Genomic DNA, 15,738 nt, shown 5'->3' with positions numbered 1-15,738 from the left:
GCCATGAACACTTTCATTTTCGCTGTGCGGATGCTCGCCGCACTCACACTTGCCGCCTTGGCAGCCCCCTTCGTCTGGCAGTTCGCAACCGGTGACTACTACATGACCGTCACCGGCGAATCCATGCGACCGACCTACGAGGTCGGCGACGTACTCGTCGTTCAGGAGCCCACGGGCAACGAACTCACCACTCCCGGGGCCATCGTCGTCGTCGCATTCACTCCCGGGGACAAGAGCACCCAGTACGTGCACCGCGTCCTTGAACCGAGCGCTGACGGGGCGATCCTCAAGGGCGACAACAACGACACCCCAGACCCCAACCCCATCACCGAAGACCAGGTGATGGGAACGCCCCGCCTCGTCCTTGCCGGTGACGCAGCAGTCGTCTATCGCGCTACTCAGCATCCGCTGATCCGCTTCCCGCTCGCTGCTGTTGCTCTCATCTTGCTGGTTGTCCCGCTGCGCCGCCGCAGGAAAGAAACGGACACAACCGCCGCTGTCACGTCGCCCGCCGACCTCACCGATTCCGTAAAGGCATGACCGTGAATCTTCCTCCCGCACTCGTCCGCACTCTGAGCGTGACCGCGGCCAGTGTCCTCCTGACCCTTGCAACGGTGTTTGTTCCCAGCGCTGCACATGCGGAGGACGCGTCAGATCTCACCGTCACACCGGGCTCGGCGCTATTCGAAGTCGTGCTCGAACCCGGAGTGCCGCAGGCGCGCATGCTCACCCTGACAAATTCCGGTGCGTCCCCGCTCGCTGTCTACCTGACAGCAGAACTGGACGAACCTGCCAGCACAAGCCCGCGGTTCACCGAAATCGGACTGCAAACCGACGTCGTAGGCAGCTGTGCCGATGCAGTGTTCGACGCGGGGCGCCTCACCGCGATGAACAACGTCGACGGGCTCCACCAGACAGTTGTTCCGGCCCACTCATCCGTGAACGTGTGCGTGAACGCCGCGATTGCTGACTCAGGTGCAGAGCGCACAGCGAGCACAACGGTCGTCCACCTCCAGTTCCACGCTATGGAGCGCAGCGATGGTCTCGCCGAGACCGGTGCTGAACCGCATGCCCTGCTTCTGTGGGCTCTTCTACTCACCATGCTCGGGCTGCTTCTCGCGAGCCTGCGGCGCCGCGACCGGTCCCGTGACTCGGACGCGTCGGCCCTCATTCAGAACGGACCCCAGTCATGAGCTCGTCCCGACTCAGACCTTTCCTCACCACCCGCACCCAGCGCCGGATTTGGGGAGTGCTCGCTGCGGTATCGATCCCTGCCGTCGCTGCCCCCCTTGCGGTGGGTGCCCTCGTGACATCCGAATCCACGATCTTCGACAACCGTTTCGACATCTCCGGGTACACCGGATCCGATGTCGCGCCGCACCGCCTCAGCGTCACCGGCATCGACGCCTCCGCAGAACTCTCTGACGCCGAAGAGGGTGTCCTCAGCGTCGATCTGCTTCGGGACGTCGACAACGTGGAGGCCGCCCTCCCGCGAGTGACCGACGGCGACATCATCGCGCTGAGGATCGATGTGCCCGCGCAGCTGACAGTGAACAACACCCCGGCCCCCACCACCACGCCGGGATATGCAGCGAACTGGTGCGCACCCTCGCAGGCGCCCACCTTCGCGTTCCTGGACACCGTCGAGTGCCTCATCAGCGACGGCTCCACACAGCTCCTGCTGCACGCGAACCGCGAGCTCACCGCTCAGGACTGGAACGCTCTTCAGGTGGACATCGGAGTGACCGCAGACCCGCTGCTGTATGTGGCAACCGAACCGTTGACAATGGCGCTCACCTTGCCGACGGACGGAGAGACGATCCTGCCAGGCCGGCAGGCGGACACCCAGGTGACCTACGACGTTCCCCCCTCTCCACTCGGGCTTCACAACGTGAGCGCTGTCAGCTCCGGTGGGGCCGGAGGGTGGTTCGAGAAGGAAAAGGGTCTGCTCTCCTTCTCCGTCGCCGACCCGTCGTATGCCGGGGAATCCGTGAGGATGCTGGCTGGGGAGAGCTTCAGCGTCGACATCGACCTGTTCTCCGCCCCGGCGGCAGCGAACACCGGTGCGCTTCAGTTCGATGCACGCCCCGGCGAGGATGTGTGTGCCCAGGCGGCATCGGATGCCTTCCTCGAAGGCTTCGACATTACTTGTGAAACGACGGGCGCCGACCCGGCAAGGGACACGGGTCGTGTGGTGACGTTCACGAAGACCAGCACGTCTCCGTCTGATGGTCTCTCGCGCACCACGTTTACCCTGCCGCTGAAGGCTGCGGTCACGGGGACGGCCGAACTGAATGGACAGAGCACGGTCAGCCTTGACACCAACATGGCGACGCCGGTCGCTGGGCCCGTCTCCGCCGATTTCGCGACAACACTGTATGGTGCCTCCACGCTTGGTGCGTACAACCTGACCGTGACGAACGAGACCGGGGCGGACACGGACTGGCGGCTCGGAGACCAGGGCAAGATGTCTCTGGTGATCACGGACGCGGAACAGCGCGTGTACCTCAAGCGTGGCGACACGATCTCCTACAACCTGTCTACGCCTTCTGTCCCCGACGAGGTTGGGGGTTTGGCTTTTGATGTATCCAGGCTCGGTGACTGCACATACGGCACGGAGCTGCTCCCGGGGCTTCAGGTTCAATGCTTCATCCCCGACGGTGAGCCGTTGGTCCGCACGATGAGCGTTAATCTCGTGTGGCAGGGGAGCAACGGCTGGGTCAACATCCCCGCCGGCACGTCTTTCACCACCTATCTTCGGTACTCGTATGTCGGACTGGCGCACATTGATGGTTCCGTGGACGTGTCCACGCGCGTCACCGGCCTGCAGCCGACGGTGGGTGTCGTATCCGCTGGGTTCGACCTGCGACTGCAGAAGGTGAACTCGCTCGGTGTCTTCAACGCGAATATGCGAAACGCCGCAGACGACCGGAACTGGTACCGCGGTGAGCGCGGCACCTACACGTGGGACATTGTCCGCTCGACCGGCGACGTGTTCGACATGCGCCAAGGCGAGAAGTTGACCTGGCTGGTCGTGCTCGACACCGGTCTTGACCCGTTCGGATCGCTGACCTACGACTCATCGCCGACCGAAATCATCGTCGGGCCGTGCGCACCAGGAGCCGACCCGAACGCCTACCCCGGGTACAGGGTCTCCTGCGAGACGGGGGATCGCCCCGGAACCATCGTGCTGTCCCTCGAACGGACGGGTGCGGACGTCGTCAGTGGTGTACTCCCGTTCGAGACAGTCACTGTTCCTCTCGTCAACCAGTACACCGGCCCGAACACCGACGAGTTCTCGAGCTCCATCACCATGTCGTCAACCCTTGACGAGTTGAGCCCGTTCAACCGGCAGTACATTCAGAGCGCGGTCACCCAGCCCTACTCGCGACCGTAGGAACGCGAACGCGCCCACTACCTCGAAGATCTTCGGGATGGTGGGCGCGTTCGTGTTCCGGGTGCGCTACACGGGAGTGGATGCCGAGACCGAATGTGGGGATCGCTCCCGCGTGCGAGCGGCGCTACGCTCGCTCGCTCCAGGCGCGCGGCGTGTGGGCGGATGGTGCGCACTCTCAGCCCGGCCACTCTTCGGGACGAAATCCGGGCCGAGTGTTCGTTCGACGCCAGGGAGATCGGCGAATGCGAACCCGGGATACGTGGGGCAGTGCTCTACAGGGCACTGCCCCGGCACTGTTGTGTTGACGATGGGGAGAATCGGTGCCGACCTTCCACGGTGACCGTGACACTCCTGAACACCTACGCCGGGCAAAGCACAGATCAGTTCTGGACGTCCGTGACGATGACGTCGCCGTTGTACGAGCTAAGCCCGTTCAACCGTCAACACCTCCAATCCCAGGTGCAGGAGCCGGGAGGGCGCCCGTAGCCCTGGAACGCGAAAAGCCCCGTCGAGTCACGCCTTGACGGGGCCTTTCGCGCTGGTACTCACATCGGCCGGGTTTGGCGAGCGCGCGCAGTCTTGAGGTCGGGAGTCAAACGCGTAGCGTCATGAAGACCGTGTTCGAATCCTCGACGTAGTCGCCGAACGGTCCGCATTCCACGAAACCGAGCTTCGCGTACATCGCACGGGCAGGCGCGAAGAAATCCTCGACCCCGGTTTCCAAAAAGATCACCTCGATGCCTCGTTCGCGGCATACATCACGAATGGTGCGCACGATCTGGCTGGCGACGCCACGGCCGCGTGCCTCCTCGACTGTGCGCATCGACTTCAGCTCGACGCTCGTTGCCGTCAGGCGTGCGATAGCGCCGATTCCGAGAAGCGTCCGAGTCGCCGCGTCCCTCGCCGACCACAAGGTCACATACGGAGACCCAAGAGCGGCGGCGTCGAAGACATGCACGCTGTCCGCAGGTGACGTCTCGTAATTGTCACGGACGTTCGCATCGATGAGCGCGCGAATGTCCTCGGACGCAGGGGTGTCCTCAACGACCAGGAGGCCAACGGTCATAACGTCTTCCTTTCGGTTCGGCAGAGTTGCCCCGAGCGCGAGATTGGTCGGCGGCCGAGCGGAACCGATCAGGAGCGTGGTGTCACACTGACATGTTACTCGTGTAGTTCGTGGATGTATCCGGTTCGCTATCCCGCCTGGATAACGCAGGTAGGGCGACGAATGCAATCACGCCGCCCGCTGTTCGAGGGGTGAGAGTGAGCGTTCCTTGCTGGTGCTCGATGGCGGTGGCGGCGATGGCTAGTCCCAGACCATGTCCACGTCGCTCTGTCTCTACACGCCCGGAGCCTCGGGCGAAAGGTTCGCGAAGCGCGTCCAAGCGGGCCGAGGCGAGTGCGGGTCCGGTGTTCTCCACGCGGATCGTCGGGCCGGACGCCGTTGGCGTGACGAGGACCTCGACGTATCCACCCGGAAGGTTATGGCGGATGGCATTGAGTACGAGGTTCATGAAAGCCTGTCTGAGGAGCGCTGTGTCACCGACGGTGACGGTGCGCCGCGTCACGACGCGCACCTCGATACACGCTGCGTCCGCTTCATCCCGCGCGGTCGCCACGACCTCATTCATCAGCGCGCCGAGATCCACCGGGTCTTCACCAACACTTCTCGTCCCGATGTCGGCGAGCGACAGCAACGCTTCGATGATCTCCGTGTTGCTCTTGTTCGTGGCAAGTACGCGTGCCGCGACCTCGCGGAGTTCCGCCGCACTAGCTTCGGGGTCAGCCAACGCCACTTCGAGCAACGTCTGGGTGGTCGCCAGGGGCGTGCGCAGTTCGTGCGAAGCGTTCGCCGCGAACCTCTGGTGGGATTGGAAGGCATCATCGAGCCGACCGAGCATCATGTCGAATGTGTCAGACAGGTCGCGAAGTTCATCGTTGGGTCCTTGGAGGCCAACACGGTGGCTGAGGGTGCCGGTGCTGGCGAGCTGCGCGGCGTGGTTGATGGCCTGCAGCGGTCGCAGCATCCGGCCGGCGATGAACCACGCGGCCACGGCGCCGGCAGCGATAAGGATTGTCAGGACAACGAGTGAGACGATGAACGAGACGTTCAGGATTCCTGCAGGGTCCCGGAGCACGATTCCGTCCGCGCTGACGGCCACGGAACCCGCTCCTGCGGGGAGGGACTCCTCCACCTCACTGAGTGGAACTGCCTCGGTCACCTCCCCGCGGGTGGCGACCGCTGGTGTGTAGACCGGGATGGTTCGCATGAAGACGGTCACGACGAGAACGATGGTGATTCCCGCGATCCCGAACAGTGTGGTGAACGCGACGGTCAGCCGTGCCCGGAACGTGAAGCGCCGACGCCAGGCGCGCACGATGCTCGTCGAGATGCGGTCGTCGTCGCTCACGCTGAGGCTCCGAAGCGATACCCCGCGCCGACGACCGTGTGTATGAGGCGCGGTTCCGAGAGGGCCTTGCGCAGGTTCGACAGTGTGACACGGACCGTGTTCGTGAATGGGTCGGCGTTCTCGTCCCATGCCTTCTCCAATAGCGTTTCGGCGCTGAGCACACCTCCGTCAGCAAGCATCAGGAGCTCCAGCACCGCGAACTCCTTGTTCGTCAAGCGGAGGAGTCGACCATCCCGATATGCTTCCCGACGGAACGCGTCGAGTCGTACTCCGTGAGCCTCCAGCATCGGGGGATGTGATGCCCCCGCCCGCCGCCCGAGGGCGCGCAGACGCGCGACGAGTTCCGGGAACGCGAACGGTTTCACGATGTAGTCGTCCGCTCCTCGCTCGAAGCCGGCGACCTTCTCTCCTAGAGAATGCGCGGCTGTGAGCATCAGCACGCGGCAGCGGGGGCGGTGCTCAGCGATCCACCCGCAGACCTCATCGCCGTGGACTTCGGGTATGTCTCGGTCCAGGATGACGACGTCGTAGTCGTTCACCGATAGGTACTCGAGCGCGGCGGCACCGTCGTGGACCATATCTGCAGCGATCATCTCTCGACGAAGCCCCGTTCGGATCGCCTCGGCCAGATATGTCACGTCTTCGACGATCAATGCACGCATGACAGCTCCAGCTTTTCGGGTTATCACCAGTGAAGCACTCCCCGCATAAGAGTGAGGTAAACCCTGGACTGAACGCCACCTTTACCCGCCTCTTGGTGAACTTTCTTCACAGCAGCGAGCCCGCTGTCGAACGAAAGGAAGCACCATGTTCATCAATCGCACGGGACGTCGTCGGCTCACACCCGCGGCACTCATCGCCGTCCCGCTCCTTGCCCTCTCGCTTGCCGCTTGCGCCCCGTCCGGGAACTCGGAACCGCAGCCGAAGGGAGGCGGCAGCTCGCAGAAGGACGGAGAAGAACTCAGCGCCATGATGACATGGCAGCTCGACTTCGCAGAGTGCATGCGTGAGCAGGGCGTCGACTACGCCGACCCGAAGGAGATGGGCGGCGGGATGACATCGTCGTCCGCTATGGGAGGGGACGCCGCGGCGATGGAGGCCGCCTCGGCGACCTGCTCGGAGAAGCTCGGCGACCCGCCCGCATTGTCCCCCGAGGAGAAGAAGACGGTCGACGGCAAAGTGCTGGAGTGGGCGCGCGATGCTGCCGAATGCTACCGCGAGCACGGGTACGACGTGCCCGACCCTGACAGCGTTAAGACGATGACCTTCCCCGCCGATGCGCCGCCGGAAGTAGCGGAAGAGTGCGGTGGTGGCGCCGTCACTCGGCCCGTGCAGTGAAAGGCCGGCGCACGATGACCTTCACGGAGCAAGACACGACGGATGATATTCCCGAGCAGCCACCCGCACGACGGCGACATCGGTGGATACTGGGTGTGATCGGAGCGGCAGTCGCGATGGGAACCGCGTTCGCGTGCGTCGCTTACGCGACTGCCCCGACACCGGAGTCATCATCTACGGACGCACGACCGCACAGCGTCTCGGTGGAAGAAGGCACCCTCTCCGGCACTCGAACCATTCCGGGCGTGCTTGACTTCGCCCACACGAGAGACCTGTCCTCCGAGGTCCGCGGCACATTGACGAGCACCCCGTCGCCCGGCGCTGTCATCGGCCGCGGCGAAGTTCTGTTCTCCGTCAACAACCAAGGTGTGTTTCTCTTCGACGGGGCGCTGCCCGCTTGGCGACCCTTCGAGTCCGGGATGGACAATGGGCCCGACATCCAACAGCTCGAAAACACCCTCCGGGCTGCGGGCCACTTCGACGCAGAACCAGACCAGAAATTCACTTGGAGCACGGTGGAAGCGATCTACTCATGGCAGAAAGCCACGGGCCAACCCGAGACCGGGAGGATCGAATTCGGGCGGGTCGTCTTCACGGAGTCCAGCATTCGCGTCGCGGAGGTTCTCGCTCCTGTCGGAAGCCATGTCGGCGCAGGCGTCCCCGTACTCAGCATCTCCGCACTCGAGCAGGCGGTCACGGCTGATGTGAAACTCGCCGATCAAAGGCTTGCCGTGGTGGACGTGACCGTCGACGTGCAACTTCCGGGCGGCGTCACCACCGCCGGGGTGATCACGAGCGTCGGTCAACCGACCGAAAGGGAAGCGAACGGCTCCACCACAGTGGTCATCCCGGTTGCCATCACCCTCGTGAACGCGGAGGACGCCGTCGGTATCCAGAAAGCCAACGTCACGGTGAACGTTCCTTCGGAGACCCGCGAAGGGGTCTTGTCCGTCCCGCTGGAGTCTCTGATTGCCCTTCCCGGTGGCGACTTCGGAGTGGAGATCATCGATGCAGACGGCGACACCGATCAGGTGCCCGTCACGACGGGGCTGTTCGCTGGGGGGCGAGTAGAGATATCCGGTCCCAAGATCGCAGCCGGCGTCAACGTCGTGGTCCCGAGCACATGACCCCCGTCATCGAATTGCGCGGCGTCGAGCGTTCGTATGGCGAACCACCAGTGCACGCGTGCGCAGGCGTCGACCTGGCGGTACATGCCGGAGAGCTTGTCGCCATCGTCGGCCCCAGCGGTTCCGGCAAGTCCACTCTGCTGAACCTCATCGGCACATTGGACAGACCAACGGGAGGGGTCGCCCGCATCGGTGGTGCAGACGTACAGGAACTCAGTGACCAGGACCTGTCGGCGTTGAGGGCTCACAAGATCGGGTTCGTGTTCCAGCAGTTTCACCTCAGTGACGGCGTGAGCGCAGTAGACAACGTCGCCGATGGCATGCTCTATCTCGGTGAGCCGCGAAGCGTCCGCCGTGGTCGGGCCAAGATCGCGCTGGATCGAGTGGGGTTGAGCCACAGGCGCGACCATAAGCCGCACCAGCTGTCGGGCGGCGAACGCCAACGTGTCGCAATAGCACGCGCAATCGTCAGCGACCCGACTCTCCTCCTCGCCGACGAGCCGACCGGAAACCTTGACTCGGAGTCGGGCGCCGCCGTCGTGGAGCTGCTGCAACGACTGCACCGTCAGGGAACGACCGTGGTCGTCATCACCCACGATGTCGAACTCGCCGCTCGATTCCCCCGGCAGATCACTATCAAGGACGGTCGGATCGTCGACGACACTTCACGGCCAGGAGTTCGCGCATGACAACAGAACACGAGGAGATCATCGACTCCACAGACGCGCCCGCGGGGGCGCGTCTGCGATCCAAGCTGCGCGCCGCCGACATACTGCAGCTCGGCGGTGTCGGGCTGCGAACCCGGCCTCTGCGGGCAGTGCTGTCCGCGCTCGGTATCGCCATCGGAATCGCTGCGATGATTGCTGTGGTGGGCATCTCCACGTCCAGTCAAGCGCAGTTGAACACTCAGCTGGAGGCGCTGGGAACGAACCTGCTCACCGCCGAGGCGAACACCGGCATGCTCGGGGAGGACACAAAGCTCCCTGAGAGCACCATCGGAAAAGCCCGGCAGATGCTCGGCGCGGAAGGCGCCAGCGGTACCGCGAAGCTCTCCGCCAACGTATACCGCAGCGAACTCATCAATGAGTCCGCAACCGGTGGCATCACGGTGCTCACCGCCGACCTCGATCTGCTCGATGTGACGGCGACAAGAGTCGCCAGCGGAGCATGGCTGAACGCATCGACAGGGCAGTTCCCAGCGGTCGTATTGGGGGCGACGGCTGCAGGCCACCTCGGCGTGCACACCATCGGGACCAACGTGTGGATGGGCGGGCAGTACTTCGCGGTCGTCGGTATTCTGGAACCTTCCGCATTGGCGCCCGAGCTCGATCTGAGCGCCCTCGTCGGCGAAGGGATCGCGCGCTCCGAGTTCGAATGGGATGGAAGCCCCTCGACGGTCTACCAGCGGGTTGCGGAGGATCTCATCGAGCAGGTCCGCGAACTGCTCCCTGCGACTGTCAATCCGCAGGCGCCGGAGGAAGTGGCGGTGTCCCGGCCATCCGATGCACTCGCCGCGAAGTCCGCTGTAGATCAGGCTTTCACGGGACTTCTCGTCGGCCTCGGCTCAATCGCATTGCTAGTCGGCGGTATCGGTGTCGCGAACACCATGATCATCTCGGTCCTCGAACGGCGACGCGAGATTGGGTTGCGGCGGGCGCTGGGTGCAACGAGGGCACACATCCGTGCGCAGTTCCTTGCGGAGGCGCTGCTGCTCTCCGCTCTTGGCGGCGTGATGGGCTCGCTCCTGGGGGTCATCGTCGTTCTCTCTGTCGGCGCTTTGAACGGATGGCCGTTCGCGGTGCCACCTGAGTTGTTCGGCGCGGCCGTGGGAAGCACTCTCGCCATCGGGGCCATCGCTGGGCTGTACCCGGCTGCCCGTGCGGCGCGGACTCCGCCGACCGCAGCCTTGAGCATCTAAGAGAGGCCTGGCGCCCGCAGTCGAACAATCGGCTGCGGGCGCCAGGCCATCGATGTGTCCGTTGTTAGAAATCTGTGGCGGTGTTCTCGTTCCGGCGACGAGTCGTGACAGCAATCGCGATCCCGGCGACGACGAGCACGACGGAGTTTGTCCGGTCATTGGAGCACCCCGTCATTTCCACGCTGGATCTGTTCGACGCATGGCGTGGACGTCACTGGGACCGAATGCACGAGATGATCTTCCCCGCGGCCGCTGCAGCGGTTGTGTCTAACGGGAGGGAGAGGAAGCATCGACGGTGGCCGCGGCGTCGTTGAGGTTCCGGCGCCGAAGCCCCCTCAATGGAGATTGACGCACGCGAGTCATAGCCCGGACGCCCGAAAGTTGCTGAAACGAACTCCGTCGCCGAGGGGCCGGCAATCGGGCGGAGGGCCCACAGTTAAAGGGGCTGTTGCACCGGATCGCATAGTTTGACGATCTCAACTGGCTGGGTTTTTCGGCGACCTCAGTGTTTGCCTGGCTCGGGATGCGGGCGTCGACGAGGGGACGATCCGCAAGATCCTGTCGGGGCAATCATGGGCCGATTTCCACACGATTTGGAGTCTTGAATCGACCTTGGACACGTCGCTCTACTCGCGCTGAGGACGAGGCTGTGTGCCTCGCATCACGGAACGATGGAGAGCTGCGGGCGAGTGTCTGACTCGCCCAGCATCAGCCGTAGGTGAGCGGGGGTCCAGGCGAGTTCTGCGGCAAGCGTTGGGATGGTGATGCCGACCTCGCTGGCAAGCTCAACGGCGCGGGACAGTAGGAGGGGCTGTTCGCCAGGGAACTTCGCGACCGGTTCGACGGTTACCGCCATCTGATGCAGGCGGATGTAGCCGCGACGTGCTGAGGCTTCGGAGATCTTCCCGAGTTCACGGCTGCGCAGCACGATGGAGCTTGGCTGCACTCCCCAGCGGTTACTCATGGTCAGGACATGGTTCATGTCGAGTCGGGACTCGAGTTCCGCATCCAGCATGCGGGCCGGGGTGAGGAACTCCGCCGCGAATCGGTCTGCTTCCCGTTCCAGATCGAGGGTGCCTGAGGTGCGTCCTCCGTGGAGGATGATGTGCCCGAGCTCATGAGCGATGCTGAACCGGTGGCGGTACACGTCGTCAGCGCGGTCGGGGGACAGGATCATGAGGGGGCGCCCGAGCGAGGTCGTCGAGAACGCATCGATGCGCGCGACCTCGGTTTCCACCATGGGCACGAGCACGGTGATGATCCCTTTCGCTTCCACAAGTCGCAGCATCTGGGGGATGGGGCCATCGCCCAGCGACCATGCGGCACGCAGCTGCTGGGCGGCCGTCGCTGGGTCAGTGGAGAAGGTGCCGGGTGCAATCTCGCCGCCTGCGAAACCAGGGATGTCGACCGGAGGGAAGCGAACGTGGCTTTCCAGAGCGTTCGCCAGTTCCCACACGTGCTCCGCGTAGGAGATGGCCTTATTTCGTTGCTTTGCGGCTGTCGCCCGCAGGCTTCGGAAGAAGACGCCAGCGGATTCCAGTCGCGCCTGTGGTCGTCCGGCAGCGAAGTAGCCGACTGGGACGCGCAGGAACGTGGCGAGTTTCTCGATGTGTTCCGGTCTCGGGGCAAACGATCCCGACTCGTATTGGCCAACGGCTGCGGGGGAGACGCCGATAGCGGCCGCAACGTCCTGCTTCGTCTTCAACGCCAGCTGACGTGCTTGGCGCAGACGTCCGGCATCAAACGCTGCAGCGACTGCCTCAGCGCTCGCGGTGGGACCGGTCGGGCTCAGCGGTTTCACTCGGCTCCCTCTTCTTCTTCAGGTCGGCGGACCAGGCCCATGTCGATGTCGACGGAGCCGGGGGCCGAGTCGAAGCGTTCCGCGACGACGGAGACGGTGCTGGTCAGCTCGCCGGCGCCAAGGCGCACAGGGATTTCTTCGTAGTGCACCCAGTACACATCGTCGTTGCGGTCAATGTAACCGTCACCGATGTAGATCCGTTCCAACCCACCGCTGGCGGATGCGACGAACGCGGCGAGCACGACGCTCTCGTCCGCGGAGGCGGGGGCGGCGATGCCTTCGTCCTCTTCCTCGTCTAGCCACTCAGCGAGCGGGAGGACGTCACCGGTGACGCGTGCGACCTGCGACATCGAGTCGTCGCGGAACTGCGACCAGCGGATCTTCAGCTGATCGTGACGGGATCCAGACCTGGATGCACATTTGACGGCATGGATGGTGGTGCCGTTGACGATGGGCAGTGGATGCCGAGCACCCTTCGGCTTGAGGGCGCGGATCCCTTGGGCGCTCGAGAGCTGCTCGACGAGGTCGATGGCGAGCACCTGCCAGAACGTCGCGCCGTACGCTTCGTCGGTTGTCAGTCCGCTCGCGGCCTTCGTGTCGCTCGAGCGGTTATGCGCCTCGTGGCCCGCTCGGATAAGTGCTTTCGCTACCGCCGGTCCTGCGTCCCCAAAACGCTGCTGAAACCATGCGCTGTCACCGATACTTGCATCCATGCCGTCCCCATCTCATCAGATTATGTCACCCAGCTGACGCTATGAGTTTAGAACCAAACACGATTCCGTCACAAGTCCTATTTCAGATGCACCCGGGATTCACCGGCGGAACGCTTCAACGGGTTCGATCTTCGTAGCGCGGATCGCTGGATACAACCCGGCGATAGACCCGATAGCCACGCCCATCACTGGCCCAGCGACGAGTGACCATGGCTCTATGACCGCTGTCCACTGTTGGCTCAACGCGATGACAGTCACTGCGGCCATCGCCAGGGCCGTTCCGACCAAGCCACCGAGTAGCCCGCGCACGGCCGACTCGCCCAAGAACTGGATCGCGATGTGTCTCGGTAGGGCGCCGAGTGAGCGTCGAAGGGCGATCTCGCGGGTGCGAGCGATGACCCCCAGTAGGGAGACATTCGCGATTCCGACGCCACTGACGAGTACGCAGATTCCCGCTAGCGCGAAGAAAAGCGCCTGGGTGGATCCGTTCACCCTGTCCTTGACGACCGTCGGCTTCGGCGGCGGAACAATCTGGTACGCGGTGAGTTCCGCAGGGTTCAAGGCCACAGCGAGTTGGTCGGCGACCACCGTCGATGCTCCCACCTCGGTGGCAACGACCATCGTCTCCCGCTGCCCTGGGGCGGTGAAGTGCTCGCGGGCGAACCCCGCCGGGATGATGACGCTCGTCAGGGCGGCACTAGAGCCGGTCGTGTTGTCAACAACTCCGATGACGGTGACTCGAAGGTTGTTGAGCACGACCACGGGTTGGTCGGCGACGTTGTCGATGCCGAGGTCGCCGGCGAGCTTCTCTCCGATGACGGCGACGGGTTGGTCTTGATGGAAGTCATCGAACGTGCGACCGCTCGAGACATCCGCGCCCACGAGATCGAAGTAGCCGGGCGTTACCGCCAATAGGGGAGGTTGCGATGATCCTGGGTCGATGGAGGGCGGATTCACGCTGACGGTGACGCCCGGGACGTTCCACCAGCGTCCGGTCGCGGTGACACCGTCGATCTGGGACACGCGGCTGTCCGCGTCTGCGGCGAAGAGAAGCTCAGTGCCTGTTCCGCCGCTGCGCGGTGTCACAGTGATCTGTGTGGCTTCCACCTTCAGGAACTCGTCACTGATCTGACCGTTCGCGCTGGCGGTGACACCGAGAACTGCAACGAAGGATGCGACACCGATGGCGATTCCGACAATCGTCATCCCGGACCGAGACGAGCGCTGCACGACGCCGGCCATCGCCTCGTTCAGCAGCCTCCGACGCACGGGACGGCCGCTCACGACTTCTCACCTAGCGTGCCGTCGAGCATGTGTAGTGTTCGGTTCCCGTAACGTGCGACCTCAGCGTCGTGCGTGATCAGCACGACGGTTCGCCCCGCATCGTTGAGCTCGTCGAACAACGCGAGAATGGCGTTGGCCGTGACGCTGTCGAGGTTTCCTGTTGGCTCATCGCACAGAAGCACCGCGGGATTGGCGGCCAACGCTCTGGCGATGGCGACTCGCTGTTGTTGTCCACCGGATAGCTCTGTGGGTAGCCGACGTTCGAACGAACCGAGACCCACCGCTTCCAGGGCCTCCGACGCCCGACTACGAGATTCACGCTCAGACGTTCCGTTGTACAGGTCGCTGAGCATCACGTTCTCCAGGCATGTGCGCTGTTCAAGCAGGTGAAAAGACTGGAAGACGAATCCGATGTCGGTGCCTCGTACACGCGCCCTGTCGTTCTCCGAGAGGAGCGTGACGTCCTGACCTCTTAGCGTGTAGGTGCCCGCCGTGGGTTTGTCGAGCAGTCCCAAGATGTTCAGCAGCGTGGACTTCCCTGACCCGGATGGGCCCACGATGGTCACAAAGTCACCCTCGTCGATGGTGACCGAGGATGTTGCTAGAGCGTGCACCTCGGGCGGTCCAGCGTAGACACGAGACACCTCACGCAACTCGACGACAGCCGTCATTGCACGCCCACGACGACCAGATCACCGACGTCGAGGTCCCCTTCGCTGGCGGTCACTCGGGCTTGTCCGCCACCCGTGTCGTCGACGGTCACCGTCACCCTGTGGGTATCGTCTCCGTCCCTGATGAGCACGTAAGTTCCACCGGTCGCATTCGAACGAACGGCGGAGAGCGGGACGAGCAGGCCAGTCTCGGCCTCCGCGCTGGCCTGAACGGTGATCTCTACCTTGCCGTCGATTGCCCCCGCTGACAGCGCGGCGTCCGGTTGGATGACGACCGTGGCGCGGCTGATCCCATCCTCTCCTGACACCAGCCCGCCGACCGCTGTGATGGTGCCCTCCTGTGCGCCTCCAATGGCACTCCCGGTCACAGACACGCGGTCGCCGACGGCGAGAAGCTGCGACATCGCATCCGTGACTTCCGCGGTCACCGTCGGATCAGACGTCGTCGCTCGAATCAGTGGGCTCTCGACACCACCGCCGAGCGGGGATTTGATGCTGAGCGCCGTCGCGGTGGCGACCGGACCGAAGACGAGCTCGGACTGGAGAGCGGCGCTCTCCGCAGGAACCTGGTACCCCACGGCCTTGTAGAGAGCGCGTAGCGCGTTGGTTGTACCTGCACCCCACGTCCCGTCGGGCTCGCCTTTCAGCCAAGGACGCAGTGCTTCCTGGAGGCGGCGAACATCCTGCCCCTTGTCGCCCGGGCGCAGGTCGCGCAGCAGCGGAATCGCTCCCTGCAGGTAGATGACGGGCCTGTCGTTCACCTCTGCGATGACCGTGCCTGCGCTGAATTGCGCACCAATGGCGACGGGGAGCTCTGTCACGACGCCAGCGCCGGCCGGAGTGAGTTCTATGACGCTACCGAGAGCAACGACGCCAGGCAGCAGGATCGGATCCGCAATGGTGCCCTCCTCGACCGCAACAGTCAGCTCGCTGGGCGACGGGGGTGCCGCATCGGCAGCGACTTGCGCGGGCGATCTCACAAAGAAGCCGGCTGCGCCCCCGATGGCTGCCGACACGAGAGCGGTCGCCAGCAGGAGGACTCCCACACGGCGAGTGGGTGTCATCCGTGCCGCTGGTC

At 64.0% G+C, this 15,738-nt stretch carries 16 protein-coding genes; 8 read left to right on the top strand and 8 right to left on the bottom strand.

Annotated elements, in window-relative coordinates:
* Window positions 1–3 precede the first annotated feature (3 nt).
* The 3 genes from JOF42_RS01985 (at window position 4) to JOF42_RS01975 (ending at window position 3,397) form a co-directional block, all read left to right on the top strand.
* Window positions 4–540, top strand: coding sequence for a signal peptidase I (locus JOF42_RS01985; protein ID WP_210096321.1), 537 nt, complete (start codon window positions 4–6; stop codon window positions 538–540).
* Window positions 537–1,193: a hypothetical protein gene (locus JOF42_RS01980; protein WP_210096320.1), complete on the top strand. Its 657-nt coding sequence runs from the start codon at window positions 537–539 to the stop codon at window positions 1,191–1,193. Before JOF42_RS01985 ends, JOF42_RS01980 begins: the two co-directional genes overlap by 4 nt.
* A gap of 302 nt (window positions 1,194–1,495) precedes the next feature.
* On the top strand, window positions 1,496–3,397 hold the full coding sequence (locus JOF42_RS01975) for a hypothetical protein (protein WP_210096319.1): 1,902 nt from the start codon (window positions 1,496–1,498) through the stop codon (window positions 3,395–3,397).
* Window positions 3,398–3,989: 592 nt separating this feature from the next.
* Here the strand turns inward: JOF42_RS01975 and JOF42_RS01970 are convergent.
* The 3 genes from JOF42_RS01970 to JOF42_RS01960 form a co-directional block, all read right to left on the bottom strand.
* The gene (locus tag JOF42_RS01970; protein ID WP_210096318.1) at window positions 3,990–4,463 is read right to left on the bottom strand and encodes a GNAT family N-acetyltransferase; all 474 of its coding nucleotides are present in this window, start codon (window positions 4,461–4,463) and stop codon (window positions 3,990–3,992) included.
* Between the two features lie 82 nt (window positions 4,464–4,545).
* Window positions 4,546–5,808, bottom strand: a complete 1,263-nt coding sequence (locus JOF42_RS01965; protein ID WP_210096317.1) for a sensor histidine kinase — start codon at window positions 5,806–5,808, stop codon at window positions 4,546–4,548.
* Window positions 5,805–6,470: a response regulator transcription factor gene (locus tag JOF42_RS01960; protein ID WP_210096316.1), complete on the bottom strand. Its 666-nt coding sequence runs from the start codon at window positions 6,468–6,470 to the stop codon at window positions 5,805–5,807. Before JOF42_RS01960 ends, JOF42_RS01965 begins: the two co-directional genes overlap by 4 nt.
* A gap of 145 nt (window positions 6,471–6,615) precedes the next feature.
* On the opposite strand from JOF42_RS01960, the gene JOF42_RS01955 reads away from it, so the two are divergent.
* From JOF42_RS01955 to JOF42_RS18260, 5 genes are all read left to right on the top strand, one after another.
* On the top strand, window positions 6,616–7,146 hold the full coding sequence (locus JOF42_RS01955) for a hypothetical protein (RefSeq protein WP_210096315.1): 531 nt from the start codon (window positions 6,616–6,618) through the stop codon (window positions 7,144–7,146).
* Window positions 7,147–7,391: 245 nt separating this feature from the next.
* Window positions 7,392–8,273, top strand: coding sequence for a peptidoglycan-binding protein (locus JOF42_RS01950; RefSeq protein ID WP_210096314.1), 882 nt, complete (start codon window positions 7,392–7,394; stop codon window positions 8,271–8,273).
* Window positions 8,270–8,962 (top strand): ABC transporter ATP-binding protein, encoded by a 693-nt coding sequence (locus JOF42_RS01945; RefSeq protein WP_210096313.1) that lies wholly within the window; start codon window positions 8,270–8,272, stop codon window positions 8,960–8,962. The genes JOF42_RS01950 and JOF42_RS01945 overlap by 4 nt, the downstream gene beginning before the upstream one ends.
* A complete protein-coding gene (locus tag JOF42_RS01940) occupies window positions 8,959–10,191 on the top strand; it encodes an ABC transporter permease (RefSeq protein ID WP_210096312.1) in 1,233 nt (410 codons plus the stop codon). The genes JOF42_RS01945 and JOF42_RS01940 overlap by 4 nt, the downstream gene beginning before the upstream one ends.
* Before the next feature lie 480 nt (window positions 10,192–10,671).
* Complete coding sequence (locus tag JOF42_RS18260) at window positions 10,672–10,830, top strand: helix-turn-helix domain-containing protein (RefSeq protein ID WP_210099044.1); 159 nt, start codon at window positions 10,672–10,674, stop codon at window positions 10,828–10,830.
* 22 nt (window positions 10,831–10,852) lie between these two features.
* On the opposite strand, the gene JOF42_RS01930 is transcribed toward JOF42_RS18260, so the two are convergent.
* The 5 genes from JOF42_RS01930 to JOF42_RS01910 form a co-directional block, all read right to left on the bottom strand.
* The gene (locus JOF42_RS01930; RefSeq protein ID WP_210096311.1) at window positions 10,853–11,992 is read right to left on the bottom strand and encodes an XRE family transcriptional regulator; all 1,140 of its coding nucleotides are present in this window, start codon (window positions 11,990–11,992) and stop codon (window positions 10,853–10,855) included.
* Entirely contained in the window at window positions 11,989–12,705 is a 717-nt protein-coding gene (locus JOF42_RS01925) for a hypothetical protein (RefSeq protein WP_210096310.1), read from the bottom strand. Before JOF42_RS01925 ends, JOF42_RS01930 begins: the two co-directional genes overlap by 4 nt.
* 99 nt (window positions 12,706–12,804) lie before the next feature.
* A complete protein-coding gene (locus JOF42_RS01920) occupies window positions 12,805–13,989 on the bottom strand; it encodes an ABC transporter permease (protein ID WP_210096309.1) in 1,185 nt (394 codons plus the stop codon).
* On the bottom strand, window positions 13,986–14,660 hold the full coding sequence (locus JOF42_RS01915; RefSeq protein WP_210096308.1) for an ABC transporter ATP-binding protein: 675 nt from the start codon (window positions 14,658–14,660) through the stop codon (window positions 13,986–13,988). Before JOF42_RS01915 ends, JOF42_RS01920 begins: the two co-directional genes overlap by 4 nt.
* The gene (locus JOF42_RS01910) at window positions 14,657–15,706 is read right to left on the bottom strand and encodes an efflux RND transporter periplasmic adaptor subunit (RefSeq protein ID WP_210096307.1); all 1,050 of its coding nucleotides are present in this window, start codon (window positions 15,704–15,706) and stop codon (window positions 14,657–14,659) included. The genes JOF42_RS01915 and JOF42_RS01910 overlap by 4 nt, the downstream gene beginning before the upstream one ends.
* Window positions 15,707–15,738 lie beyond the last annotated feature (32 nt).

The sequence above is a fragment of the Microbacterium phyllosphaerae genome, assembly GCF_017876435.1.
GTDB classification, from domain to species: domain Bacteria; phylum Actinomycetota; class Actinomycetes; order Actinomycetales; family Microbacteriaceae; genus Microbacterium; species Microbacterium phyllosphaerae.
This window is presented reverse-complemented; position numbering and strand designations above follow the sequence as displayed.